The organism is Gordonia sp. 852002-50816_SCH5313054-c (assembly GCF_001665925.1).
Classification (GTDB): Bacteria; Actinomycetota; Actinomycetes; order Mycobacteriales; family Mycobacteriaceae; genus Gordonia; species Gordonia jacobaea.
On record NZ_LZTE01000031.1, the window covers coordinates 16,879 to 40,884 of the forward strand.

Genomic DNA, 24,006 nt, shown 5'->3' on the forward strand with positions numbered 1-24,006 from the left:
CACTACCCCGACGTCGCTTTACTCACATCACATTCACGTGCAAGACAGTCACCATCCCGGTTGAATGGCAGCATGGCGAACGAAAGCACTGAGTTGGCGGCCCCGCGAGTCGCTGTCGTGGTCCCCGCCTACAACGAGGTCGACTACATCGAAGACACGATCCGCGCGCTGCAACAGCAAACTTTTCGCGATACAGCCGCCCACGATGCGCGCGCGCCATTCCGCATCATCGTGGTGGACAACAACAGTACCGACGGGACCGGTGATCTCGTTCGCGAGCTCGCGTCCCACTCGGCTGTCCCCATCGATGTGCTCACCGAAGTCGAGAAGGGCACGGGTAGTGCCGCAGACTCGGGCTTTCGTTACGCCATCGACGCCGGAGCCGAGTTCATCGCTCGCACCGACGCCGACACGCTCCCCGCGCCGGACTGGCTGACACAGATCGTCGCCCCACTGCTCGATGGCAAGAGCCTCGCGGGAGGTCGAGTGCGTGCCCGCAGTTCCGACGGAGCGCGTGCCATCGCGTTCAACCTGATCGGCACGACGTGGCGCCTCGGACACCTCATCACCTGGTTGCGCACACGATCTCAGCCGGCGCACCTACGAAAGAGTTTCCTGGTTGTCGGCAACAATCTGGCGGTCACCGCTGATACCTACTGTGCGGCAGGTGGATTCCCGCGGACGAAGATCGACGATGTCGATGAGGACGCGGTCCTACAGCAGCGCGTCACCGCACAGGCGGGAGCCGATTCCGTAGCGCTCGCACCGCATGCCGTTGTCTACACATCTCTTCGCCGACTGCAGGCCTACGGCACTCGGGGTTACCTCGATTGGTATCAATCCAAGAACGCGGGCGACGGCGACGTGCCCACAGATGTTCGCTGATCAACGAGGCGGTCGCTGATCTCCCTGACCGCAGCACCGGTGAGCTCCAGTACACCGCCGACCACGGACTCCGCCGCCGCTGTAGCGGGGTACCGAACCCTGACATGGATGCCATCGTCGTCGCGCCACAGCCACCACTGCACGTTGTCGGTCGCGTGGTCGCCCGATAACTGCTGCACTGCAATATCTTTCGACGGCCGACGTTGACGGGTGTAATCGACGTACGAAACCATGAAGACATCGCCGCGTGTGCTGCGCAGCCTGCTGCCGAATGTCTGATAGACCGCCGTCAGTCCGACGCTCGCGAGAGGTAGAGCTTCGGCGAGTCGATCTGCGTTGAGCGGCAACAGTTCGACGAGGTCCCCCTCGCCGCGGACACGCAGCGGGATGTTGGCAACCACCCAGGCAACGATCGACTCGGATGTCTGGAGCCCCGACGGCACGATCAGCGCGGTATCGGCCGGACCACCAGCCAGACGGATTGCGCGCCCGATGCACGTCAACAGCGCCGAGAACGTTCTCGCGCCACGCGTGTGTACAGCCGAGCTGAAGTGCTGCGCCTCAGACCTACCGAGGAGGGTGCTCACCCGTGTTCTCATCGGCGCTCGAAGTCCGGGTTCCAGCCCCAGGTCGAGAGGGAAAGCTGGTATCTCCCAGTCCGATTCGTCGAGGAATCGGAACCAACCGGCAAGTCGTGGATCGTCGGGAGCCACGTCGCCGCTGAACGTGTGCGCGCGCACGGCGGCCAACCCCGAGCCGGCACTCGACAATGCACGGCCGGCAACCACGTCAGAGATATCGGCTGCTAGCACCGTCAATGATCGCGCGTCGACGTAGAAGTGATCGAACGCGCAGATCACCGTGGTGGTATCAGGGCGGAGCACCGCCCCGAAAAAGTGCGAAAGCGGCTCGGTTGGGTTGCATGCCAAGGCGATTCGATCGAGCACCAGCTTCGTCATGCCCGCGTCTGAAGAGTCGGTCGGAGCCTGGGAGTCAACACTGACGCCGATCGACGACAAGGGGACTTCGCGCCGACTGAGGTCATGGCCATCCGCTGCAACATAGGTTCGCAGGACATCATGCCGCGACAGCAACACCTCGGGAAGCCGTGCCAGCAGCCCGCGCTCAACCGGATAGGGAAAGTCGAGAACCAGTGTCAGCGAACCCGGATGCCCCGCTCGATGAGAATCAACGTGAAATCGTTCGTTCTCCGACAGTCCGGTATCAGAAGGCAGATCGTCTCCGATGAGATCGGCATGAAAGACGGAGAGTTGACCTGAGCTCAGTGAATAATCCTGTGTACCAGTTAGTTTCATTGCCTCACCCGGGTACCCGCGATCGCGGTGACCGCGGAGTCTGCAGATTCCAGGAGCGCTCTGAGCTGTGCCGCAACTGTGTCGAGATAACGATTGATGTTCGCGCGTGCGACATCGTTGTCGGGAATTTGAGATTCGACGACCAATCCGTCAACCATCCGACTCAGCCACAAGTTGGAGTTCTTGGTTTTGCCGATACCAGGGAACCCCACAGTGGTTCCGACAGTGGGGTCGTCGATTCCCGGCAGCCGACGGTGATCGATGTAGGTCACCATCTGAGGAGAACCGGCCATCTGTGGAAGCTCGCCGGACCGCGCAAGGACCTGCAGAACCGCTCCGATGGGGGCGGCCGCAGCGTTCTTGGCCCGCTTCACCGCGACGGATGCCGTGCGCGCCAACTCAATCGGGTCAGCTCCGGGTTCGACGTCGAAGTACACCGGTGCGAAGTTGCATGCCCAGCCCTGAGTGAACTCGAACTCAGGCCCGCGAGTTGCCAGCGCAGTCGTCGTGAAGAAGCGCTTCTCCCCTGTGCACAGGTACTGCGCAGATGCCAACGCGGAGAACAGGCATCCAGCAATGGTGACCCAGCTCGACGAAGCACTGACGATGTCGAGCGCATCCGCTTCGTCTGCTGTGAGCAGATCCCGACGGCAGCGCACCGCAGGCGCGGGAGCGTCGTCGTCGAGTCCGAGTGGAACCGGCGAATCGGGAAGAGATCCCTTGATGGCCAGCGCTTCTCGCCACGCCTTGACGCCGATGTCATCGGCACGCACACGCGCAGCGCGACGATGCTCATCGGCGACGTAGCTGTCGAATGATGCCACATCGGTCAGCTTGACCGGCGTTCCCGAGATCTCCGCCCGATACAGTGCGTTGATCTCGTCCATCGCCAGCCATAACGAATAGCCGTCCCCGTGCACGTGATCGGCGCCGAGGTAGAACGTGAATCCACCATCGCCGTCGAACGCTCCGAAGTGCATCGACTGCGGGGAATCGAACGCGGTCGCAACGGAGATGCGATTCGCGAGGTGGTCACCCGCATCCGCCGCGTCGACTCTCCGACTCCGGCCCAGCGGCCACTGCGCCACCATCTCGATGTGGGTCTGCGGTATGACGTACCGTTCGACGCCCACCTCGCCCAGCGTGTAGTAGCTCCGCAGTTCGTCGTGCCGTCGTACGAAGGCCGTCAGCGCTGCGGCCATCGCAGCCGGGTCCAGCGGGGTATCGAATCTGGCAACAGCGCCCACGACGGAACGGTGCTCGTCGCCGCGGGCACGCGCCGCGGTCGAAGTGACCACGTGCTCGGTCTGCAGAAACGTTGCACCCCCGGTCACACGTGCGGCCTGCAACGCCGCATCAGTTGAACACAGCGCCCACTCGATGGGCGTGCCACCAGGAAACTGCCTACGCAGCAGCGGTTCTGGCGTCGCAGCCGCGCCGAATACCACCGTCATGCCGTGATGTCCGCCGACGCTTGCGACGTCATCTCGCGCGCAAACATGTAGTCGTGGTCACCAGCGTCGACGATCGTACGCAGAACCTCCGCGAACACCGAGAGGAAAGCTTCGACCTCGCGCCTACGCTCCCCCGACGGATAGCGCGTCGAGATGTTGATCCCGTCGGGAATCCGGTTGATCCACAGGTACACCTCGTCGACTTCCCGGGTGGCACTGCGCAACACTCGCGCGTTTCGACGATCCCATTCCGCAGCTCCCTGCGCCCGCCGCAGATCGATATAGGACACGACGAATCCCGGAGGCGTCACGTCGCCCCCGATCAGATCAGCGATCGGGGCGAACGGTGCGGTACCCACGTTCTTGTACCGCGACACCGACTCGGCGACACGCGGCAGAGCCTGAGAGAAGGTCTGCGCATCAGATGGATCGAGGTGCACGGGAACGAGACCGACGAACCACCCGACAGCCTCGCCCCACTCGGGTCCCGTGCGCGTGTGTACAGGGCTGACGAATCGCACTTCGCCGGTTCCGGCGAGCGCCGCACTCGCGATCGACATCGCAGTGTAGATACCCGTGGTCACCGAGCCACCTGCTGCCTTGCAGATGTCGTTGAATCGAGCGGCCTGCGCGCTGTCGAGAAGGTCCTGCGAAAGACTCACTTGCATACCGGAATCCGGCTCGCGGGGAGGCACTACGGCGTCGAGGCCACCGGTGACACATCGAGGGAAGCGGGGCATCGCATGTGGCTGGACGGACGTGGGCGACTCGTTGAAGAACTGCCGCCAGGCGACGACGGCAGAGTTGTTCGCATCGATCTGTTCACCCAGATGCCGCTCCGCATCGCTGAAGTCCAGGTAGCTGCCGTACTCGGCGAGCCCATGGTGCTCATCGTTGATCTCCGCGCGATAGAGGGCGCTGAGCTCATTGATCGCGAAAACCTGTGTGTAGGCGTCCATCACGGTGTGGTCAGCACCGAAGACGACGAGGAATCTGTCGTCACGGTCATCGGGTTCCAGAGTCACGACGACGCAGTGCGGCCAGGTCAACGGGTTGACCGTGGTATCGAAGAAGTCCTGAATCCTCTGGCGGGCCGCGTCGGGCGACGCCGCCACACCCATCGAAAGCCCGGAAACTCCGACGGCCTCCGGCTCGATGGTCATCCGCACCAGATCGTCCTCAGGAGTCCCGCCGAGCTGGACTGCGGAACGGAGCGCCTCGTGGCGGGCGAACCACTGCCTGATAGTCGCGGCGAACGCATCGCGGTCGAACCGCTCCTCGATGGTGAAGGCCGTTCCGATCCAGTGTCCGTGCCATTCGTCACCGAGTTCGGCAGCGCGTCGAGCGTGCTCGAGGTGCATGTATGAGAGCCGACGAGAATCGGCACACCATGAATCCGGGTCGGCAGTAGCTTCCCACGCGGTGATCGCGCCAGTGGGAACCTGATAGTCAGCGAGCTCTGTGTATTCCATCGGCATCCTTTTCAGTCACCCGTGCACGGGTACACGTGAATACCCCGGGTATCGAGGAGGGTTTGCAGCCATTGTTAACAGAATGGAATTCAGCTGTTCATCCCATGCTCAAGAATGGGCCAGCTCTCACGCTGCTGGTCTCGCCAGTAAGGCCATGCGTGAGTTCCAGGATCAACGTAACGAATTGTCGCCCCAATATGCTGCGCCGTCAATCGGGACTCCAATTGTTGGGTGCACCAGAGGGAACCCGTTTCGATTGCTCCGCCAATGACCTGCCGATCAATGGGGTCGGAATTGTCCGGATATCCGGGTTGGTCATACGTGCCCGCCCGCCCTGTTCCAGTGGATATATAGAGCGTGGTGCCACGGAGGTTGTGCGAGAGCGACAGTACGTCGTGGGCCGCCCAGCCCGGACTACCGGGAGGCCCCCACATGTTATTTGCGTCACCCCCGAAGGCTGCGACGATCGCCCGTGGATAAGCCTCGCCTGCGACGCCTGTGGTGCTGTAGCAACCGCTGTAGGCACCAACCGCCCTGTAGAAACCCGGGTTCCTCGCCGCGAGCACCAACCCCGCTCCCGCGCCCATCGAGATCCCCGCGATCCCTCGTCGTCCGTTGCCGTCGAACGCGGCGTCGATAAGGGGCGGCAGCTCCTTCACAAGGAAGGTTTCCCACTGGTAGCGGCCTAGTTTCGGGTCGTCGCGCTGCCAATCGGTGTAGAAGCTTCCGTTGCCCGCCAACGGCATGACAACGTTCACATTCTTGTTCGCGTAGAAGTTTCGGGCGTCGGTCTTGCGTAGCCACATGCTGTTGGTCGGGTCCTCTTCACCGAGACCACTCAGCAGGTACAGCGATGGCCTGGTTCCCGAAGGGTTACGGGGCGTGATCACCTGCACCTTGATCGTCTTGCGCATGGCAACCGAGTAGACGTAGACCGCCGTTACACCCTGCCCCTCTGCGACTGTTCGCTGTATCGTCGGACGTAGGGGTTCTGCTCGTGCAACCCCAACTCCCAGCGACGCCGCTGCAATCACAGTGATCAGAACTGATACGGCACATTGCCACGCAAAGCGCGGTCTGCGGTTTTGAGCTATGACGATTACCTCCAGATCGCGACGGGGAGTCGCCAAAGAATAGCGACTAAGCGATACCCTCGCACACGGACCGTGTGACCGTAGCGTGCGCTGATCGGCAATTTAAGGGGATAGAGACATATACCACTCGATGCGGATTGTCAGGAATCTCGCAGGGTTCAACTCGCCTCGACACTTTCTCGACGAGCAAATAGCCTGTTGAAGATCTGACGGATGATCCGACGAGGACGGAGGGCACTCGATGGTGATGTTGCCGACGATTGCAATCGAGGCCGACTCGCTCGGTAAGAAATTCGGAAATGTCAATGCAGTTTCAGACATTTCCTTATCGATACCGACGGGATCGGTGTGTGGGTTGTTGGGCGCGAACGGCGCAGGCAAGACCACGACGGTACGTATGCTCGCGACGCTCATCCGGCCGGACTCCGGCTCGGCACGGATCTTCGGCCGTGACGTCGTGAGACAGGCGACCGCCGTGCGTTCGATGATCGCGGTGACCGGTCAGTACGCCTCACTCGACGAGGATCTGACGGCAGAACAAAACCTCGAGCTGTTCGCCACCCTGCGCGGATTCGGCCGACGTGCGGCTCGTTCTCGTGCGCACGAGTTGATCGAACAGTTCGGACTCAGTCACGCCGCCTCGCGCCCCGTGTCGGGTTTCTCCGGCGGCATGCGACGACGACTCGACATCGCCACCTCACTGATCTCCGCTCCGCCGCTGCTCTTCCTCGACGAACCGACGACAGGTCTCGATCCCACCACACGGACTCAGATGTGGGCCGTCGTCCGCGACCTCGTCGATAACGGTACGACGGTGCTACTCACCACCCAATACCTCGACGAGGCAGACAAACTCTCCGACTCAATCGTCTTGATCGACGGCGGGCGGGTGGTGGCCGAAGGTACGGCCAGGTCGCTCAAGGAGCGCATCGGAACGCGCACACTGCACGTTCAACTCGAAGACAGATCCAGAATGCGGGAGGCCGCAGAGATCATGGGGGCAACGTTGTCCGCGGATGTCGTTCAGATTCCTGCCGAGGGCGCGCTCTCGGCGATCACCTCGGAGCCGGGGCGGGCCGCATACGCGGTGTCCCAACTGGAGTCCGCGGGCATCGAGGTCGCCGACTTCTCGTTCCAGCGCCCCACGCTGGACGATGTCTTCTTCGCCATGACAACCCGAGAGTCGGCCCGGACATGAGCAGCACCATCGATCAGACGAAGTCCGGCGTCGCCGATTCGGGAGCAGCGGCGACGGCCGACGCCACCAGTAGCGGAATCGAATGGCCGATCACTCCTGTCGACAGGATTCCCTTCAGCCAGGGGCTGCGCCAGACGTTCGCACTAGCTCGTCGCGGGCTTCTCCGGATGAAGCACTCCCCACAGCAACTGTTCGACGTGATCATCGTGCCCATCGTCTTCACAGTGATGTTTGCCAACATCTTCGGCGGAGCCGTCGCGGGAGGCGTCGACAACTACCTCGTCCTGCTTGTCCCCGGCGTCCTGGTCTCGGTGGCGGTGACCACGTCGGTGGTCACCGGAACGCAGTTACGTGAAGACATCGACAGCGGTGTGTTCGACCGGCTGATCTCCATGCCCATAGCGCGCATCGCGCCACTCGCAGGCTTGCTGACTGCGGATACCCTGCGATACGTCATCGCGAGCGTGATGTCTCTCGTCGTCGGCCTCTGCATGGGCTACCGGCCGGCAAGCGTGATCGGGGTCATCGCAGGCGTCACACTTGTCGTCTACGCAGCGTTCTCGCTGAGCTGGATCTTCGCGTTGCTGGGTGTCCTGCTCCGCAAAGTATCAGCGATACAAGGCATCTCGATGCTCGTGCTGATGCCGATGACGTTCACGTCCAATGCGTTTGTGCCGACCACGACAATGCCCGGTTGGATGCAGGCGATCGCTGACGTCAATCCGGTCTCACACCTCATCTCCGCGTTTCGCGGGCTGGCAAACGAGGGACAGATCACAAGCGACGTCGGATGGACGCTGGTGGGAACCACCGCGATCTTGATTGTCTTTGTCCCACTTACGTTGCGCGCCTACCTCTCGCGGTCATGACGACCACTTCGACGCGCACGACCGGGTCGATACACTCGGCCCTGCCGGTTGAGCGTCTGACCACCGACGACGATCTGTTCGTACGGATGGAACACGCGCTGGGGCTCGGGGTTGTGAATCAATGCGTATGGCAGCTACCCACTCGCCTCGACGAGGACGCATTCTCCCGACTCGGAGAGCGACTCTGCGCGGGTCGCGCATCGAGACTCGTCGCGCGACGGCCACCACCGGCTCGCGATGCGTGGCGGTACACGCCGACCGCCGGGTCGGTCGAATTCTTCACTGAGACGGTGCGTGCCGAGAATATTGCCGCATGGGTCGACGCCCAGGCACAGTTCGCTCTGAACAGCGTGTCGGGCCCCTCCTGGCGACTGAGCGCCGCCCACTCCGACGGCATTGGTACGTACGTCTCATTCACGGCGGCCCACGCGATCGGCGACGGCGCCACGCTGATAACGGCGATCGTCGAAGCATTGTCGGGGACCGCCTACAACACAGACGTAGCCATGCCCGACCTCGTATCCGACCTTTCCGATGGAGCAGGCACTGCGGCGCGGGCAGCTCGCGCGGCGGCTTCCAGTGTCGTCGCGACACTTCGTGACGCATCACCACGAGGATCTGCGCGCCCCCAACCGTCACGCGCACCTTCCCCGAGCCCGGCGCCTACTGGTGCGATAGCGACGACAAGCGCAGGGCGGGCTGCCGGAACCGAAGCAGGCATACCCCCCTCGGTGATCGTGACCGTTGATCGCGAGGAAGCACTTCGGGTTGCCGCAGAACGCAACGGCACGCTGAACTCACTGTTCGTCGGGCTGATGGTCGGAATCGTCGACAAAGCCGGACTGGCATCGTCCGGAGACGTCGTCCCGGTGTCGATTCCGGTGTCACAGCATCGTGAGGACGATCGGCGCGCCAACGCCACGACAGGCGTCACCGCCCACATACGTCTCGACTCCAACCGCTACACCGACCTCAGCGAGATTCGCGACGCGTGCAAGGCGGCATACCGCACGCTCGATGCGCGGCCCGGCTCGATGGCCGCGATGTCCACTGTTGCACAGGCTTTGGGCGACAGGGCCGTGCGTCGACTCGCTGGTGGGATGTCGACGCCCTTATGTGTGGCGTCCAATGTCGGACGGGTAAATCCTTTGTTTGCGTCACTTCATACCGGACATACCGGAGTTACCGCCATGCGCGCCGTCACCACGGATACCGCCGGCTTGGCGGGCCATGCGGGCGGTATCAGCGGCTGGTTGTGTACCGGAGATGAAGTGCTGACGCTTGCGGTGAGCTCGCTGAACCCCTCTCGGATCAACGATCGGGATTCGCTCCGCGCACTGGTCGCCACCGAGTTCGCTTCCTGGAGACTGACCGAAACAGAGTGGGGCATATGCAAATAGCATTCGTCATGCACGGCAGTAGAGGCGATGTTCAACCTGCGGTCGCGCTCGGAGCCGAACTTCGCCGACGCGGACACAGCGTCGAGTTGGCTGTTCCCGACGACCTGGTCACTGCTGTCTCACGTTCTGGGTTGCCGACGCGCAGCCTGTGTCCATCGACTGCGGAATTGCTCTCGAGTCCGCTGGTGAAGCGAGACCTCAAGTCGTGGAATCCGTATAAGAGGTTGACCGCACTACGCAAGGTCGGATCGCACGGATCGGCGATGTCGGAGAGAGTCATGGGCGAACTCGCCGATACGGCGGATGTCCTCGTCAGCGGACCACTGGCACAGGAGCGGGCTGCGACGGTCGCAGAAAGTCGGAGCATCTCTTTCGTCCCGCTGCACTACTGCCCGATACGTCCCAACCACAATCTGTCGCCGCTGTACCGGCCATTGCCAACTGCGATCAGCGCCGCCACATGGCGCGCAGCCGACTACCTCTTCTCACTCACCCAGCGCCCAAACGACCGCGCCCTGCGCCGCCGTCTGGGTCTCCCGTCGGTATCGGGAACCATCGGCGCGAGGCTTCGGCGGCAGGGAACACCGGAGATCCAGGCGTACGACGCCGAGTTGTTCCCGCTCCTCGAGCGCGAGTGGGGAGAACAGCGCCCGTTCACGGGCTTCCTGCTCCCCGACGAACAGACACGCGCAAAACTCAACGGACACAACGACAATAGTCAGATCACCGACATCCTCGACTGGATTGGATCGGGGCCATCCCCCGTCTATGTCGGCTTCGGGAGTATGCAGATCCCACCCGAGCGGATCTCTTCGGTCGTTGATGGACTCCTGTCGCTCCGCCTCCGGGTGATCGCGCATACCCGACACGCACTGCCAGAACGCGATGGCCTGCTGCACATTACCGACCCCGTCGACCACGAGGTCCTCTTCCCCGCTTGCCGAGCAGCCGTCCACCACGGCGGGGCAGGCACCACCGCCGCCGCTCTGCGAGCTGGGATCCCATCAGTGATCGGTTGGCTCAGCGCCGACCAACCACTCTGGGCGGCAGCCCTTCGCGACCACGGAGCCGGGACAGGCGCGCCGCTGTCACGGCTCTCGGACACCGACCTCAGGTTGCTCACTGCCAGTGAGCCTTATCGCGCAGCCGAGGCGTTGGCGAGTCACATCGTCGATCCCGCAGAGGCAGTCGACGCCGCATGCGACGAAATTCTGCAGGCAACTGCAGCAGGCCCGTCCCGATAGACGTGCTGTGCTGCAGAAACGGACCTAGCCGACGCCACGCTCCGACGACGCCCAGAACTTAGCGCGCAACGCCTTCTTGTCGGGCTTACCGAGACCGGTGAGTGGCAGCGACTCCGCGAAGATCACGTCCTTCGGCGATTGCACGGCCCCCTTCCGCTGCTTCACCGCATCCTGGATCTCTGCCGTGATCCGCTGCCGGTCATCGTCATCGGCCTCGACGTCGCCACGTAATACGACGACGGCGGTCACCGCCTCACCCCACTTCTCGTGCGGCACACCGATCACACCGACCTGACCGACCGACGGATGTTCTGCGACAACGTCTTCCACCTCTCGCGGAAACACATTGAAGCCACCTGTGACGATCATGTCCTTTGTGCGATCGACGATGTACCAGTATCCGTCGGCGTCTTCACGCGCGACGTCGCCGGTGCGCAGCCATCCGTCGCGGAACGTCTCCGCTGTCTGCTCCGGCAACCCCCAGTAACCAGCGGCGAGAAGTGGTCCGGCAACACAGATTTCGCCCGGCTCGCCCGGCGCCACCGGCTTGTCGTCTGGCCCGAGGAGCGCAGTACGCAGAAACGACGACGGTCGCCCACAACTCGACAGCCTGCGCGTGTCTTCTCCCGGCTTGGGATGCTCGTCCTTTGCGAGGTAGCTGATGACCATCGGCGCCTCCGACTGCCCGTAATACTGTGCGAAGATCGGCCCGAATCGCTCGATGGCCTCGGCCAGCCGCACCGGATTGATCGGCGAGGCACCGTAATACACCGTTTCCAGCGACGAAAGATCGCGGGTGCGTGAGTCCGGATGATCCATCAGGGCGTAGAGCATCGACGGCACGAGCATGGTCGCGCTTATTCTCTCCTCCTCGATGGTCCGCAGCACCTCCGCGGGATCGAACTTGCTCAGCACCACCATCGACCCGTTCTTCATCAGCGTCGGGAGGAAGAACGCCGCGCCTGCGTGCGACAGCGGCGTGCACATCAGAAAGCGCGGCCGCGTTGGCCATTCCCACTCCGACAACTGGATCTGCGTCATCGTCGTCATCGCGCGAACCGTGCCGATGACGCCCTTGGGTTTGCCCGTGGTGCCACCGGTGTAGGTGATCGACATGATGTGGTCCGGCGAGAGCTCTGCCGCGGTGAGCGTCGTAGCGTCGTAACCCGCCGCCTCGGCGACGACGTCGCGACCCACCGCCGACAACGCCTCGGGCACGGGGCCGAGCGTGAAGATCTGCTTGAGTCCGTCGACTCGCTCCATGAGCGCGACAGCGCGCTCGACGAACATCGGCACCGGATCGATGACGAGCGTTGTCACCCCCGCGTCGGACAGCACGTACGCGTGATCGTCGAGCGAGCCCAGGGGATGCAGCGCCGTGCGTCGCCAACCTTGAGTCTGGCCGGCACCGATGACGAACAGCACCTCGGGGCGATTGAGCGCGAGGAGCCCTACCGACGATCCCGTACCCGAACCAAGTCCCTCGAAAGCCTGCACGTAGCGGCTGATCTCGTCGGCCATCTGGGCGCCGGTGAGCGTGGTGTCGCCGAGCTCGAGCACGTTACCCGACGCGTTCTTCGCCAGTGCCGCAACAAGAAGGTCGCCCATATGGGTCGATCCGCGCAAGTGGTCGATTTCGGACTCAGAGATCTCAGATGCCATGCGTCACAGAGTAGGACGTGTTCTAGATTCAGGGAAGGTCACCCAGCTGATTGCTGTCTCTAAGTGCGACAATCAATCTTCTAGGACCGAGATTGGTAACTAGAACATGTTCCATGTCCTACCGGCCAGTAGCTCATTAGGATCGACAGCATGACTGATGTGGATCTGGCAACCGAACGTCGCGACATCGCCGACGCTCTCCTCACCGCCCTCGACCGACGACACGAGGTGCTCGACGCCATCGTCGACGCCGACGATCACACCCAAGCCGTCTCCGCGATCGCGGAGCTCCTCGGCAAATCACAGCTCGGCGCATCGGCAATCCTCGACATGAAGCTCGACCAGTTGACCAAGGATGAGCGCCGCAGAAACCAGAGCGAGCTCGACGACCTCAACCACCAACTGACCTTCACGCTCGCCGAGCGTCCCGCGAGCAGCGGAGACACCGTCGTGCTGCGCGCCTTCTCCCCCAGTGACGACGCCGAACTGTTTGCCGAGCGCACCCGCGAACTCGGGGTCGCCGGCGACGGCTCGGGCCAGCCCGCGCGCGAGATCGACCAGGAGATCGCACAGGCCGCCGGACGCGTCGACGAAGAAGAGGCGGCCTGGCTGGTCGTCACCGACGGCACCGACAAGGTGGGTTTCGTATTCGGCGAACTCACCGACGGCGAGGTCGACGTCCGCGTCTGGGTCCACCCCGACTTCCGCAAGCAGGGTTACGCCACCGCCGCGATGCGTAAGGCACGGTCGGAGATGGCGGGCTACTTCCCCGGAGTTCCCATGGTCGTGCGCGCACCGGGCGTCTGACGGACAGCTCGTCTGACATCACCGGGTCTGGCATCCCCGGATCTGATATCACCGGGTCTGACATCACCGCGTCGGCGCTGAGTGGCCCACTCAGCGTCGACGCGGAAACCCGAAACGCGCGACGATGGTGCGAATCCGGACCTCGTCGTCGATCAGAAACGATTCGCTCACCGGCGCCCACAGGCCGAATGCCTTGGGGGCCACGTGGACTCGATACTTGGTCGATACCGTGTGGCCTTCGACCACAGCCTCGAACCCGCTGACCCGATGAATCAGACGGAATTGCGGGCCGCGCGCGAGGCTGCGGGCGATGTGGTCGCCGCTTCGTCCGGTCTTGATCCCCATCTCCACCCGCGTACAGTCCGGATGAAGGCGAACGCCGGAGGGATCGTGACTCACCAGCGCGTCGACGTATGCCCGCGCGGCAGCGATCCGTTGTCCGCCAACGGAATCGCCGTCGCCGTCGGCAGGAGCACTGTCGGTCATCGTGCTCCGTACACGGGCACCGGGGCGGGCGTCTTGGCCAACAGATCGTCGACGACGGGCGTGAGTTCACCCGGTTCCCAGCGGGCGCCCTTGTCGATCGACGCTGCGCGCTGCCAGCCGTCGACGACGCTGATCTTGCCGCCCTCGACCTCGAAAACCCTCCCGGTGACGTTCGACGATTCGACCGATCCGAGCCACACGACCAGCGCGGAGATGTTCGCGGGGTCCATGGCGTCGAACGAACCGTCATCGGGAGCAGCCATCTGCGCCGCCATCGCCTCACCGGCGCCAAGCGTCATCTGCGTGCGCGCCGACGGTGCGATCGCGTTGACCGTCACGCCGTAGGCACCCAGCTCGGCCGCCGCCTGGATGGTCAGTTCGGCTATACCTGCTTTCGCCGCCGAATAGTTGCCCTGGCCAACCGATCCGAACAACCCTGCGCCCGACGAGGTGTTGATCACCCGGGCCTGCCGCGTCGACCCCGCTTTGGATTCCGCCCGCCAATACGCTGCAGCGTGGCGTAGTCCGACGAAGTGCCCCTTGAGGTGGACGCGGACGACGGCATCCCACTCGTCCTCCGACATCGCGACGAGCATCCTGTCGCGCACGAATCCCGCGTTGTTGACCAAGATGTCGAGGCCCCCGAACTCCTCGAGTGCGGTCGCCACCATCGCAGCGCCGGCGTCCCAGTCGGCGACGTCGCCGACCGAAGCGACGGCCCGACCGCCGCTCGCGGTGATCTCCTCGACGACCGCTGCTGCAGCATCTTCGGCGTAGTCGTTCACCACGACGGACGCACCGTCTGCCGCGAACGCCAGCGCGTGGGCACGTCCGATCCCCTGACCCGCGCCCGTCACGATGGCCACGCGATCCGCGTTCGACCCATGTCCGTTGTCGCTCAACACAATCCCTTCACTAGCATCGACCCATGCAATGTCCTTGATTCCGAGTCACTCACACGGCGTTGCCCGCGTTGGCGGCGTCGAGGAATGCAGGCTTCTCGCCACCGCCGTGGACGGTGAGTGTCGAGCCGGTGATGTAGCCGGCCAGCGGTGAGAGCAGGAAGGCGACGGCATTGCCGACGTCGCGCGGCGTTGCCATCCGCCCCATCGGGATGGTGCGCCCCACCGCCGCGATGCCGTCTGCGTCACCGTAATGCATCTGTGCCAGTTCGGTTTCCACCGGACCGGCCACCACCGAGTTGACCCGAACGCGCGGCGCCCACTCGACGGCCAGCGACGTCGCCGCATTGTCGAGACCGGCTTTTGCCGCGCCATACGCGGACGTGCCCGGCGACGGTCGGTGACCGCTGACACTCGACACGTTGACGATCGCTCCACCCGATTCCTGTTGCTGCATCACCGCATTCGCGGCGCGAGCGACGAGTAGCGGTGCAAGAAGGTTCAACTCGACGATCTTGCCCGCAAACGACGACGACGCGTCGGCCGCAAGCGCGAACGGCGATCCGCCGGCATTGTTCACCACGCCGTCGAGCGAGCCGTAGGTCTCGACGATCTGCGCAACCATCGCGGCCACCGCAGCTTCGTCGCGCACGTCGCACGCGATGAACTCACCGAGCGCCAACGCATCGTCGGTCGGGTTGCGCGCGCAGATCACCGGAACCGCACCAAGATCGGCCAACACGTTGGCGATACCCAGACCGACGCCGCGCGCACCACCGGTGACGAGGACGACCGCCTTCTCCACACCGAGATTCGTCTCCCGTGGCGGGTCGAGACGTGTGACCTGTGACCGCGGACCCATGGGTGCTACCCTACCAAACAACCAAGCATTTGCTTGGTATGTTTTCAGAGTCAGTGGTCATCCGAGTTCACTGCCTTGGTCACGGGGTTCACACACGGGATGCGTCCCGGGAGGAGGGCATGGCGTGCCGATCACCAGTACGCGCTCGGCGAGTGGTGTCACGACCATCACCGTCGACTATCCGCCGGTCAACGCGCTGCCGTCCGCAGCGTGGTTCGAGTTGGCCGACGCGATTCTCGCGGCGGGCGACGATCTAGACACCCACGCGGTGGTATTGCGGGCGGAAGGTCGGGGATTCAACGCGGGCGTCGACATCAAGGAGATGCAGGCAACCGAGGGGTTCGACGCACTGATCGCCGCCAACCACGGCTGTGCCGCCGCGTTCTCCGCGGTCTACGACTGCAAGGTGCCGGTCATCGTCGCGGTCAACGGGTTCTGCGTGGGGGGCGGAATCGGTCTTGTCGGCAACGCCGACGTGATCGTCGCGTCGGAGGGCGCGGTCTTCGGGTTGCCGGAGGTCGATCGCGGCGCGCTCGGCGCGGCAACGCACCTCGCCCGTCTCGTCCCGCAGCACATGATGCGCACGCTGTACTACACGGCGAGCAACGTCACCGCAGAACAGCTCCTGCACTTCGGGTCCGTCTACAAGGTGGTGCCGGCCGACGAGCTCGACGCGACGACGCTCGACGTCGCCGAGCAGATCGCCGCCAAGGACACGCGGGTCATCCGTGCTGCGAAATCGGCGATCAACCACATCGACCCCGTCGACGTGAAGGCCAGCTATCGCCTGGAGCAGGGGTACACGTTCGAACTCAATCTGGCAGGCGTTGCCGACGAGCACCGCGACGCATTCGTCGCGACGGGAAAGCCGAAGACCACACAGGGGAGCCGCTGACATGGCCGACACCTCAACACCCCAGACCGCGACGCTGCAGGCCTCGACACCCCAGACCTCGACACCAGCCGACAAGACCAGCACGCTCGACGACGTCATCGGAGAACTCCGCGACGGCATGACCATCGGAATCGGCGGGTGGGGTTCGCGTCGCAAGCCGATGGCACTCGTCCGGGCTCTCGCGCGCTCCGACGTCAAGGATCTGACCGTCGTCACCTACGGTGGGCCCGACCTCGGATTGCTCTGCGCCGCAGGCAAAGTCCGCCGAGCGTACTACGGTTTCGTCTCGCTCGACTCGGCACCCTTCTACGACCCATGGTTCTCGGCGGCGCGCACCAGTGGCGCCATCGAATCCCGCGAGATGGACGAGGGCATGGTCAAGAGCGGGCTGCAGGCCGCTGCCGCTCGCCTGCCGTTCCTGCCGACACGCGCCGGTCTCGGATCGTCGGTGCCCGATTTCTGGGAGGGCGAACTGAAGACCGTCGCGTCGCCGTATCCCGATCCCGACGGCAGAAAACAGACCCTGATCGCCATGCCTGCACTGCAACTCGACGCCGCATTCGTCCACCTCGACATCGCCGACTCACGCGGCAACGCCGCCTACACCGGCGTCGACCCGTACATGGACGATCTGTTCTGCGCCGCGGCGCAGCGTCGCTACCTCGAGACCGACCAACTCGTCTCGACCGAGGTACTCGCCAAGTCCGTTCCGACGCAACGGCTCCTGCTCAATCGGATGCACGTCGACAAGGTTGTCCACGCACCCAACGGCGCCCACTTCACTTTTGCGGGCGAGTACGGCCGCGACGAGGCGTTTCAACGGTTCTACGTCGAATGCGCCAAGGAACCGGACAAATGGTCGACGTTCCGTCGTCGCTTTCTCGACGTCGACGAGGCGACATATCAGCGCGAGGTCGACGCCTGGCGCGGTGAGCAGGAGGAGTCGAAGTGACAACTGCGGAAACAGAAGCTGCGGCAACGGAAACCGATGTCACCCGTGCAGAGGTGTGCGTCGTCGCGTGCGCCGAGATCTTCCGCGATGCCGGCGAGATCATGGCGTCGCCCATGGCGCCGGTGCCGCTGCTCGGTGCCCGGTTGGCGCGCCTGACCTTCTCACCCGACCTGCTCATCACCGACGGCGAGGCGTTGATCCTCGCCGACACACCGCCGATCGGGAAGTCGGGTCCCATCGAAGGATGGATGCCGTTCTCCAAGGTCTTCGACGTCGTGGCTTCCGGTAGGCGACACGTGGTCATGGGCGCCAACCAGATCGACCGACACGGTAACCAGAACCTGTCGGCGTTCGGTCCACTCCAACACCCCACGCGTCAGATGTTCGGTGTGCGCGGAGCGCCGGGCAACACCATCAACCATCCGACGAGCTACTGGGTCCCCCGACATTCGGCGCGTGTCTTCGGCGATGAGGTCGACGTCGTCAGCGGAATCGGTTACGACAAGGTCGATCCCGACAATCCCGCATTCGACGACCTCGACATTCATCGGGTCGTCACCAATCTCGGCGTCTTCGACTTCGGCGGACCCGGGCACACGATGCGGGCGCTGTCGCTACACCCCGGCGTCGAGGCGGGCGAGGTCGTCGAGAACACCTCGTTCGAGATCGCGGGTCTCGAGCTGGCTCCGGCAACCAGGTTGCCATCGGAGAACGAGCTCGCCATCATCCGAGACATGCTGGACCCCAAGGGTGTTCGCGACCGGGAGGTGAAATGAGTTCGACGGCACGCGCGGCCGCGCTACCGACCCGGTTCACCGAGTTGGTCGGTGTCGAATATCCGATCGTGCAGACCGGGATGGGGTGGGTGTCAGGCCCGTCGTTGACCTCTGCGACATCGAATGCGGGCGGTCTCGGCATCCTGGCGTCGGCGACGATGACCTATGCCGAGTTGGAAGCGGCAATTGCGAAGACGAAGTCGTTGACCGACAAGCCTTTCGGAGTCAACATCCGCGCCGACGCCACCGATGCCGCCGAGCGGATCGACCTGCTGATTCGCGAGAGGGTGCGGGTCGCGTCGTTTGCGCTGGCACCGAAGAAGGACCTGATCGCGAAGCTCAAGGACAACGGCGTCGTCGTGATCCCATCGATCGGTGCGGCCAAGCACGCCGTGAAGGTCGCGTCGTGGGGCGCGGATGCGGTGATCGTGCAGGGCGGTGAGGGCGGCGGCCACACCGGACCGGTCGCGACGACACTACTGCTTCCCTCCGTGCTGGATGCATTGCGCGACAGCGGTTCCGATATGCCGGTCGTCGCGGCGGGAGGCTTCTTCGACGGCCGGGGGCTCGCTGCGGCGCTGGCATACGGGGCCGAGGGTGTCGCGATGGGTACCAGGTTCCTGCTCACCGCCGACTCCGCAGTTCCCGACGCGGTGAAGCAGGAGTATCTGACGCGCACTCTCAACGACACCGTCGTCTCGGTGAAGGTCGACGGTATGCCGCATCGGGTGCTGCGCACCCCACTCGTCGAGGCGCTCGAAAGTGGCAGCCCGATCCGCGCGTTGTTCGCGGCGGCACGAAATGCCAACGAGTTCAAGCAGTTGACCGGCATGAAGTGGACGACGATGCTGCGCGACGGGCGTGCGATGCGCAAGTCGGGCGAGCGCAGTTGGCAGCAGGTCATCATGGCGGGCAACACCCCGATGCTGTTGCGTGCGGGTCTCGTCGAAGGTGATACGCGCGCAGGGGTTCTCGCGTCCGGCCAGGTGGTCGGGATGATCGACGACCTTCCCAGCTGCGATGCACTCATCCAATCGATCATGGATCAGGCACACGAGCGGCTGAAAGCACTGAGCGCGCTGGGGTGACCCTGCGGCCGGTGCGGCGAGACCGTCACCCGTGGTGGCGACGGTACGCCGCGATCGCGGCCGGATGAAGTTGCAGTCCGTAGACCTGAATGAGGGTCTGAGTATCCAAGAACTGCACTCCGACAGTACCTTTGGGGATCAGCTCCGACGCCTTGTCGACCAACGCGTCGACAACCGCTGTCACCGCCGAGTCCGGTGTGCTCGCAGTGGTGAGCAGCACGCTTGGCACGCCGATCGTCGCCGTCTCGGTGCGCGTGCCGTACATCCCCGCGGGCACCGCAACCGGCTCGTAGAGCGGGCCGTACCTCTCGCGCAGTACGGCGAGTTCGGCTGACAGGTCGAGCAACCTGATCCCGCCGGCCGGACCGTAGCCCGGTCGGGGGATGGCCGACGGGGTGGGTACGCCACCCGCCCACATCGCCGCGGCAACCGTGCCCGAAGCCAGTGATTCGAGCACGTTGGTCAGCGATACCGGGGTGATCTCGACATCGTCGGGCGTCATCGAGGCCGCGGCGAGGACACGACGTCCCGTCCATTCGGTACCCGAGCCACGCGCACCGAGACTGATCCGCTTCCCGCGCAGATCGGCAAACGTCTGGACGTCGCTCGTCGCGGGCACCGCGAATTGGACGTAGTTCTCATAGACACGTCCCACGGCGCGCAGCGGCCCGCCCCGCGCCGCGGCAACATCGCCGAGTGAGAGGCCGAAGTCGACGCGCCCCTGTTCGAGAAGTTCGATATTGCGCACCGAGCCGGTGGTGTTCATCGGTACGAGGCGGGTGGAACCGTCGGCCATCGCCGACGACAGTAGCTTGGCGAACTCTGACTGGAACCCTCCCGGCTCACCGGTAGCGATCCGATACTCGCGCACGTCACCACTCGCGCAGCCGGTGGCAAGCAGCGGAATCACCGCCAGTCCCTTGAGCAGTGTCCGACGCCTCATACGGCATCTCCCCCGGCGCTGACATCTGCTGCGGTGTCGAAGCCTGTCGTAGTGTCTGTGCGTCTCACCAACAGCACACGAACGCTCAGTCCACCTTCCGTCGATCTGCCGAAGTGCACGTCTCCCCCGACGGCGCGGACGAGGATGTCGACGATCGCGAGTCCGAGCCCCGTCCCGTGCGCCTTGTCGCGCGTGAAGAATCGCTCCGTCAACCTCGGCACGTCCTCGTCTGCCACGCCGGGCCCATCGTCGGCGACCTCGATCACCACCGAGTCGGGCGAGTCCTCGGGTATCCCGATCGACAGCGCGATCTCCGGATGTGGCCCGGCGTGCCGTGACGCGTTGTCGACGAGGACGTCGATCACCTGCGCGAGCGCATCCTCGCTGATCCGTGCCTGCGTCGCCGGATCGTCGAGTTCGTCGCGGAAGGTCAGCCGCGCACCTCGTTCACGCACCGGCACCGACCAGAACTCGACGCGGTCGGCGAGGACCGTTGCGGCCGTGCTCCATTCGTCACGTCGGCCACTCTCGAGCCTCGGCGTCTCCGCACTGGCGAGGGTCAGGAGCTTGTCCAGGATCAGCTGCAGGCGTTGCGCCTCGGCACCGATCATCGCGAAGTCTTCTGACAACGCATCGGGAACCTCCGTCTCCACGATGTCGATCCGGAACTGCAGCGCCGCCAACGGGTTACGCAGTTGGTGTGAGGCATCTGCGACCAGGCGGCGCTGCATTTCGACCGATCTCAACACAGTCGTCACCAAGCCGTCGAAAGTGTCGGTGAGTTGACGCACCTCAGGCGGCCCACCGGTTTTGGCGTCCGACGCCGCGTGTATCGGATCGTCGGTCGCCGATGTCGGAATGGACGGCAGTTCTGCTGCGAGATCGGTCATCGCGTCCGACAGGTCTGCGAGCGGACGCAGCACCCAGCGGCTCAACACCACTGCGAGCGCGGCGAATGCGAGGATCACCGCAGCGGCGCCACCGACGATGAGCAGCCACCAGCGGGTGACGTCGGACCTCGTCGCCGCTGTCGAGGATCGCATGACCACAGTGCCGTTCACCTGGGCGCCGCTGCCGACCGGGGCGACGAACACCGCCGAGTCGGGACCCCACGGCGCCACATGTCGAAGCTCCGACGACTTCTCATTGCGTAGTCCGCGTGTCACGGCGGCCCGCATCTCCTGATCCGTCGGTCCCACCGACAGATCAGGGACGCCCCGGGTGGAGACGATCAGCACCGAGTCGCCGTACACGTCGTGATAGGCGCGGATCTCATCGGCGATACGGGCCGAGTTACCTGTCGTCACATACTCATTCGACATCGCAGCGAATCGGTTCACGTCGCTCTCGCGCTGCTGCACGAACTGCCGCGTGCGCGCCTGCGACGACACCTCGATCAGTGGCACTGCAAAGCCGGCAATACTGACAGCCCCGATGATCGCGAGCACAATCAGCAGTCGCCTACGCATCGTCGACGGCCCCGTCCCAGCGGTAGCCGAATCCGCGGATGGTGGCGATGAGTCCCCGACGACCGAGCTTGGCGCGCAATCCGGTCATGTGGACGTCGAGCGAGCGCGATACGGCCACAAAGGCATCGCCCCACACCTGATCCATCAGCGCAGCACGACTGACTGCCAACCCCGCGTTCCTGACCAGAACCGCCAAGATGTCGAATTCCTTTGCGGTGAGCTCGATATCGCGTCCGTCGACGGTAGCTGTACGAGCGTCGAGGTCGATGGCCAGGTCACCGGACACCACAAGGTGTTGCGCCCCAGCGGGTTCCGGGCGGGCGGCTCGTCGACTCACGCTGTCGATGCGCGCAACCAACTCGACGAATCGGGCCGGCTTCACCAGATAGTCGTCGGCTCCGAGGCGTAGACCGCGCACGACCGACCGCTCGTCGCCTCGCGCGGTGAGCACAATGACCGGTACCGAACTCACCTGTCTCAGTTGCCGAAGTACTTCGAGGCCATCCTGATCGGGTAGGCCGAGATCGAGCAACACGAAATCGAACCCTGCGTGATGGAGCAACAGATCGGCCCCGACGGCGTATCTGGTCGGTTCGTGCCCGAAGCGTCGCAGGCCCGAGACGATCGCGCCTGCGACGCCGTCGTCATCCTCCACAACCGCAATACGCACGACGCCCATTATCCGCATCCCGCGGTCGCGGAATGCGGATAATGGTGGCATTCAGTCCAATTCATCGAGATGAAGAGGGACCCTCATCGATGAGCGACTTCGTTCCTGTTTCGGCGTACTGCACTGTCGCCGAGGGAAAGTCGACGGTCGATGGGTTCGACGAATCGACCAGCGAGTCCTGCGAGACAGCCTGCGCGGAAGTCGACTCCTTCGCGCCGGCGTCGGCGGGGTCGAGCATCGAGTCGCCCCGCGTTTCCTTCATGAAGTACGCGGCGATCCAGGTCAGCAGGGCGCAGGCGGAGACGTAGTAGAAGAAGGCTCCCTCGTGACCGGCCTGCTTGAGTCCCAACGCAATCGGCTCAGCCGTTCCACCGAATACGGCGGTGACCAGGGCGTGAGGCAGTCCGACGCCGAGCGCGCGCACCTTGGTCGGGAAGAGCTCCGCCTTCACGATGGGGCTCAATGCCGAGTATGCGGTGACGATGGTCAGTCCCACCATCATCAGGCAGAAGGCGACGAACGCGTTGGACACGTGGCCGAGGGTTGTCATGATCGGGACCGTGAGCAGCGTGGCACCCGCACCGAAGAAGAGCATCACCTTGCGGCGTCCGATCTTGTCCGACAAAGCGCCGGCCAACGGCTGCATGCACATGTAGACGAACAGCGCGCAGAAGCTGATCCAGGCGACGGTCTCCTTATCCATTCCCGCGGTGTTGATCATGTATTTCTGCAGGTAGGTGGTGTACGTGTAGTAGCAAACGGTTCCACCGATGGCCAGTGCGAAGACCAGCGCGAACGACTTGCGGTACTGCATGAGGGTGCGGAGTGTTCCCTCCTGCTTGGCGGCACCCGCACCCAGTGCGGCGACCCGCTGCTTCTCCGCGAGGTACTGCGGTGACTCATCCATTCCGCGCCGGATGATCATCACTGTCACCGCTGCGACCGCACCGATCACGAACGGCACACGCCAGCCCCACGAATCCATCTGCGCCGGTGTGAGGATCTGCAGCAGGATGATCTGGATGCCGAGTGCGCAGAGTTGGCCGAGCACGATCGACACGTACTGGAAGCTGGAGAAGAAGCCACGTCGGCCCGGCGTCGCGACCTCCGAGAGATAGGTTGCGCTCGAACCGAATTCACCTCCAACCGAAAGGCCCTGCAGGAGCCGGGCGAGCACCAGGATCACCGGAGCGAGAATTCCGATGGTGGCGAAGCCCGGCGTGACCGCGATGAGTAGCGATCCGGCCGCCATCAGCAACACCGATAGGGTCAGTGCGTTACGCCGTCCGTATCGGTCGGCGAATCGACCGAGGACGTAGCCGCCGAGCGGTCGCATCAGGAAGCCGACGGCGAACACGACTGCCGCGGAGAGCAATTGGGCCGTTTGGCTTTCGCTGGGGAAGAACACCGGGGCGAAGAACACGCTGAACGCTGCGTAGACGAACCAGTCGTACCACTCGATCAGGTTGCCGATGCACCCTCGGAAGACGTTGGCGACGACGCGCCGGTTGGATGTGGAGGACTGTTGAGTCATCACACGCTCCTTTGTGAAATGGGACTTT

General features: G+C 64.0%; 22 protein-coding genes. 10 read left to right on the top strand and 12 right to left on the bottom strand.

Annotated elements, in window-relative coordinates; translation table 11 throughout:
- The first annotated feature begins 72 nt into the window (after positions 1-72).
- On the top strand, positions 73-885 hold the full coding sequence (locus tag A5788_RS05720; RefSeq protein WP_064864271.1) for a glycosyltransferase: 813 nt from the start codon (positions 73-75) through the stop codon (positions 883-885).
- Here the strand turns inward: A5788_RS05720 and A5788_RS05725 are convergent.
- The 4 genes from A5788_RS05725 to A5788_RS05740 form a co-directional block, all read right to left on the bottom strand.
- A complete protein-coding gene (locus A5788_RS05725) occupies positions 837-2,201 on the bottom strand; it encodes a hypothetical protein (RefSeq protein WP_064864270.1) in 1,365 nt (454 codons plus the stop codon). The two genes, A5788_RS05720 and A5788_RS05725, sit on opposite strands and share 49 nt — an antisense overlap.
- A complete protein-coding gene (locus A5788_RS05730; RefSeq protein WP_064864268.1) occupies positions 2,198-3,655 on the bottom strand; it encodes a condensation domain-containing protein in 1,458 nt (485 codons plus the stop codon). Before A5788_RS05730 ends, A5788_RS05725 begins: the two co-directional genes overlap by 4 nt.
- The gene (locus tag A5788_RS05735; protein ID WP_064864266.1) at positions 3,652-5,127 is read right to left on the bottom strand and encodes a condensation domain-containing protein; all 1,476 of its coding nucleotides are present in this window, start codon (positions 5,125-5,127) and stop codon (positions 3,652-3,654) included. Before A5788_RS05735 ends, A5788_RS05730 begins: the two co-directional genes overlap by 4 nt.
- An 89-nt stretch (positions 5,128-5,216) precedes the next feature.
- Positions 5,217-6,041, bottom strand: coding sequence for an alpha/beta hydrolase (locus tag A5788_RS05740; RefSeq protein ID WP_414652019.1), 825 nt, complete (start codon positions 6,039-6,041; stop codon positions 5,217-5,219).
- Positions 6,042-6,462: 421 nt separating this feature from the next.
- Between A5788_RS05740 and A5788_RS05745 the strand changes: the two genes are divergently transcribed.
- Genes A5788_RS05745 through A5788_RS05760 form a run of 4 tightly spaced genes read left to right on the top strand, consistent with a single transcriptional unit; the run spans position 6,463 to position 10,932 of the window.
- Complete coding sequence (locus tag A5788_RS05745) at positions 6,463-7,419, top strand: ATP-binding cassette domain-containing protein (protein WP_082937838.1); 957 nt, start codon at positions 6,463-6,465, stop codon at positions 7,417-7,419.
- Entirely contained in the window at positions 7,416-8,288 is an 873-nt protein-coding gene (locus A5788_RS05750; RefSeq protein ID WP_082937839.1) for an ABC transporter permease, read from the top strand. Before A5788_RS05745 ends, A5788_RS05750 begins: the two co-directional genes overlap by 4 nt.
- Complete coding sequence (locus A5788_RS05755) at positions 8,285-9,688, top strand: hypothetical protein (protein ID WP_064864264.1); 1,404 nt, start codon at positions 8,285-8,287, stop codon at positions 9,686-9,688. The genes A5788_RS05750 and A5788_RS05755 overlap by 4 nt, the downstream gene beginning before the upstream one ends.
- Entirely contained in the window at positions 9,679-10,932 is a 1,254-nt protein-coding gene (locus A5788_RS05760; RefSeq protein ID WP_064864262.1) for a glycosyltransferase, read from the top strand. The genes A5788_RS05755 and A5788_RS05760 overlap by 10 nt, the downstream gene beginning before the upstream one ends.
- 24 nt (positions 10,933-10,956) lie before the next feature.
- Here A5788_RS05760 and fadD8 read toward each other — a convergent pair whose 3' ends face one another.
- Positions 10,957-12,594 carry a fatty-acid--CoA ligase FadD8 gene (gene fadD8, locus A5788_RS05765; protein WP_064864260.1) on the bottom strand — a complete coding sequence of 546 codons (1,638 nt, stop codon included), beginning with the start codon at positions 12,592-12,594 and terminating at the stop codon, positions 10,957-10,959.
- Between the two features lie 150 nt (positions 12,595-12,744).
- On the opposite strand from fadD8, the gene A5788_RS05770 reads away from it, so the two are divergent.
- Positions 12,745-13,401 (top strand): GNAT family N-acetyltransferase, encoded by a 657-nt coding sequence (locus A5788_RS05770; RefSeq protein ID WP_064864258.1) that lies wholly within the window; start codon positions 12,745-12,747, stop codon positions 13,399-13,401.
- A 90-nt stretch (positions 13,402-13,491) separates the two neighbouring features.
- Here A5788_RS05770 and A5788_RS05775 read toward each other — a convergent pair whose 3' ends face one another.
- Genes A5788_RS05775 through A5788_RS05785 form a run of 3 tightly spaced genes read right to left on the bottom strand, consistent with a single transcriptional unit; the run spans position 13,492 to position 15,651 of the window.
- Entirely contained in the window at positions 13,492-13,887 is a 396-nt protein-coding gene (locus A5788_RS05775; RefSeq protein ID WP_064864257.1) for a hypothetical protein, read from the bottom strand.
- A complete protein-coding gene (locus A5788_RS05780) occupies positions 13,884-14,792 on the bottom strand; it encodes an SDR family oxidoreductase (protein WP_197494454.1) in 909 nt (302 codons plus the stop codon). The genes A5788_RS05775 and A5788_RS05780 overlap by 4 nt, the downstream gene beginning before the upstream one ends.
- A 49-nt stretch (positions 14,793-14,841) precedes the next feature.
- A complete protein-coding gene (locus A5788_RS05785) occupies positions 14,842-15,651 on the bottom strand; it encodes an SDR family oxidoreductase (protein WP_064864255.1) in 810 nt (269 codons plus the stop codon).
- Positions 15,652-15,775: 124 nt separating this feature from the next.
- On the opposite strand from A5788_RS05785, the gene A5788_RS05790 reads away from it, so the two are divergent.
- From A5788_RS05790 to A5788_RS05805, 4 genes are read left to right on the top strand one after another with little or no spacing between them, the layout of a single operon-like run.
- Entirely contained in the window at positions 15,776-16,546 is a 771-nt protein-coding gene (locus A5788_RS05790; RefSeq protein ID WP_064864254.1) for an enoyl-CoA hydratase family protein, read from the top strand.
- Position 16,547: 1 nt separating this feature from the next.
- Positions 16,548-17,498 carry a CoA transferase subunit A gene (locus A5788_RS05795; RefSeq protein ID WP_064864252.1) on the top strand — a complete coding sequence of 317 codons (951 nt, stop codon included), beginning with the start codon at positions 16,548-16,550 and terminating at the stop codon, positions 17,496-17,498.
- Positions 17,495-18,274: a CoA-transferase subunit beta gene (locus A5788_RS05800; protein WP_064864250.1), complete on the top strand. Its 780-nt coding sequence runs from the start codon at positions 17,495-17,497 to the stop codon at positions 18,272-18,274. Before A5788_RS05795 ends, A5788_RS05800 begins: the two co-directional genes overlap by 4 nt.
- Positions 18,271-19,362, top strand: a complete 1,092-nt coding sequence (locus A5788_RS05805; RefSeq protein ID WP_064864248.1) for an NAD(P)H-dependent flavin oxidoreductase — start codon at positions 18,271-18,273, stop codon at positions 19,360-19,362. The genes A5788_RS05800 and A5788_RS05805 overlap by 4 nt, the downstream gene beginning before the upstream one ends.
- 25 nt (positions 19,363-19,387) lie before the next feature.
- Here A5788_RS05805 and A5788_RS05810 read toward each other — a convergent pair whose 3' ends face one another.
- From A5788_RS05810 to A5788_RS05825, 4 genes are all read right to left on the bottom strand, one after another.
- On the bottom strand, positions 19,388-20,305 hold the full coding sequence (locus A5788_RS05810; RefSeq protein ID WP_064864246.1) for a TAXI family TRAP transporter solute-binding subunit: 918 nt from the start codon (positions 20,303-20,305) through the stop codon (positions 19,388-19,390).
- A complete protein-coding gene (locus A5788_RS05815) occupies positions 20,302-21,774 on the bottom strand; it encodes a sensor histidine kinase (RefSeq protein WP_064864244.1) in 1,473 nt (490 codons plus the stop codon). The genes A5788_RS05810 and A5788_RS05815 overlap by 4 nt, the downstream gene beginning before the upstream one ends.
- Complete coding sequence (locus tag A5788_RS05820) at positions 21,767-22,444, bottom strand: response regulator transcription factor (protein ID WP_049700093.1); 678 nt, start codon at positions 22,442-22,444, stop codon at positions 21,767-21,769. Before A5788_RS05820 ends, A5788_RS05815 begins: the two co-directional genes overlap by 8 nt.
- 61 nt (positions 22,445-22,505) lie before the next feature.
- A complete protein-coding gene (locus A5788_RS05825; protein WP_231894085.1) occupies positions 22,506-23,978 on the bottom strand; it encodes an MFS transporter in 1,473 nt (490 codons plus the stop codon).
- Positions 23,979-24,006: the final 28 nt, after the last annotated feature.

Coding starts and splice junctions, on each gene's coding strand:
- A5788_RS05825 (WP_231894085.1), bottom strand. CDS start 23,978: ATGACTCAACAGTCCTCCACATCCAACCGGCGCGTCGTCGCCAACGTC.
- A5788_RS05815 (WP_064864244.1), bottom strand. CDS start 21,774: ATGCGTAGGCGACTGCTGATTGTGCTCGCGATCATCGGGGCTGTCAGT.
- A5788_RS05785 (WP_064864255.1), bottom strand. CDS start 15,651: ATGGGTCCGCGGTCACAGGTCACACGTCTCGACCCGCCACGGGAGACG.
- A5788_RS05740 (WP_414652019.1), bottom strand. CDS start 6,041: ATGCGCAAGACGATCAAGGTGCAGGTGATCACGCCCCGTAACCCTTCG.
- A5788_RS05745 (WP_082937838.1), top strand. CDS start 6,463: ATGGTGATGTTGCCGACGATTGCAATCGAGGCCGACTCGCTCGGTAAG.
- A5788_RS05750 (WP_082937839.1), top strand. CDS start 7,416: ATGAGCAGCACCATCGATCAGACGAAGTCCGGCGTCGCCGATTCGGGA.
- A5788_RS05770 (WP_064864258.1), top strand. CDS start 12,745: ATGACTGATGTGGATCTGGCAACCGAACGTCGCGACATCGCCGACGCT.
- A5788_RS05725 (WP_064864270.1), bottom strand. CDS start 2,201: ATGAAACTAACTGGTACACAGGATTATTCACTGAGCTCAGGTCAACTC.
- A5788_RS05755 (WP_064864264.1), top strand. CDS start 8,285: ATGACGACCACTTCGACGCGCACGACCGGGTCGATACACTCGGCCCTG.
- A5788_RS05735 (WP_064864266.1), bottom strand. CDS start 5,127: ATGGAATACACAGAGCTCGCTGACTATCAGGTTCCCACTGGCGCGATC.
- A5788_RS05810 (WP_064864246.1), bottom strand. CDS start 20,305: ATGAGGCGTCGGACACTGCTCAAGGGACTGGCGGTGATTCCGCTGCTT.
- A5788_RS05795 (WP_064864252.1), top strand. CDS start 16,548: ATGGCCGACACCTCAACACCCCAGACCGCGACGCTGCAGGCCTCGACA.
- A5788_RS05760 (WP_064864262.1), top strand. CDS start 9,679: ATGCAAATAGCATTCGTCATGCACGGCAGTAGAGGCGATGTTCAACCT.
- A5788_RS05775 (WP_064864257.1), bottom strand. CDS start 13,887: ATGACCGACAGTGCTCCTGCCGACGGCGACGGCGATTCCGTTGGCGGA.
- A5788_RS05805 (WP_064864248.1), top strand. CDS start 18,271: ATGAGTTCGACGGCACGCGCGGCCGCGCTACCGACCCGGTTCACCGAG.
- A5788_RS05730 (WP_064864268.1), bottom strand. CDS start 3,655: ATGACGGTGGTATTCGGCGCGGCTGCGACGCCAGAACCGCTGCTGCGT.
- fadD8 (WP_064864260.1), bottom strand. CDS start 12,594: ATGGCATCTGAGATCTCTGAGTCCGAAATCGACCACTTGCGCGGATCG.
- A5788_RS05720 (WP_064864271.1), top strand. CDS start 73: ATGGCGAACGAAAGCACTGAGTTGGCGGCCCCGCGAGTCGCTGTCGTG.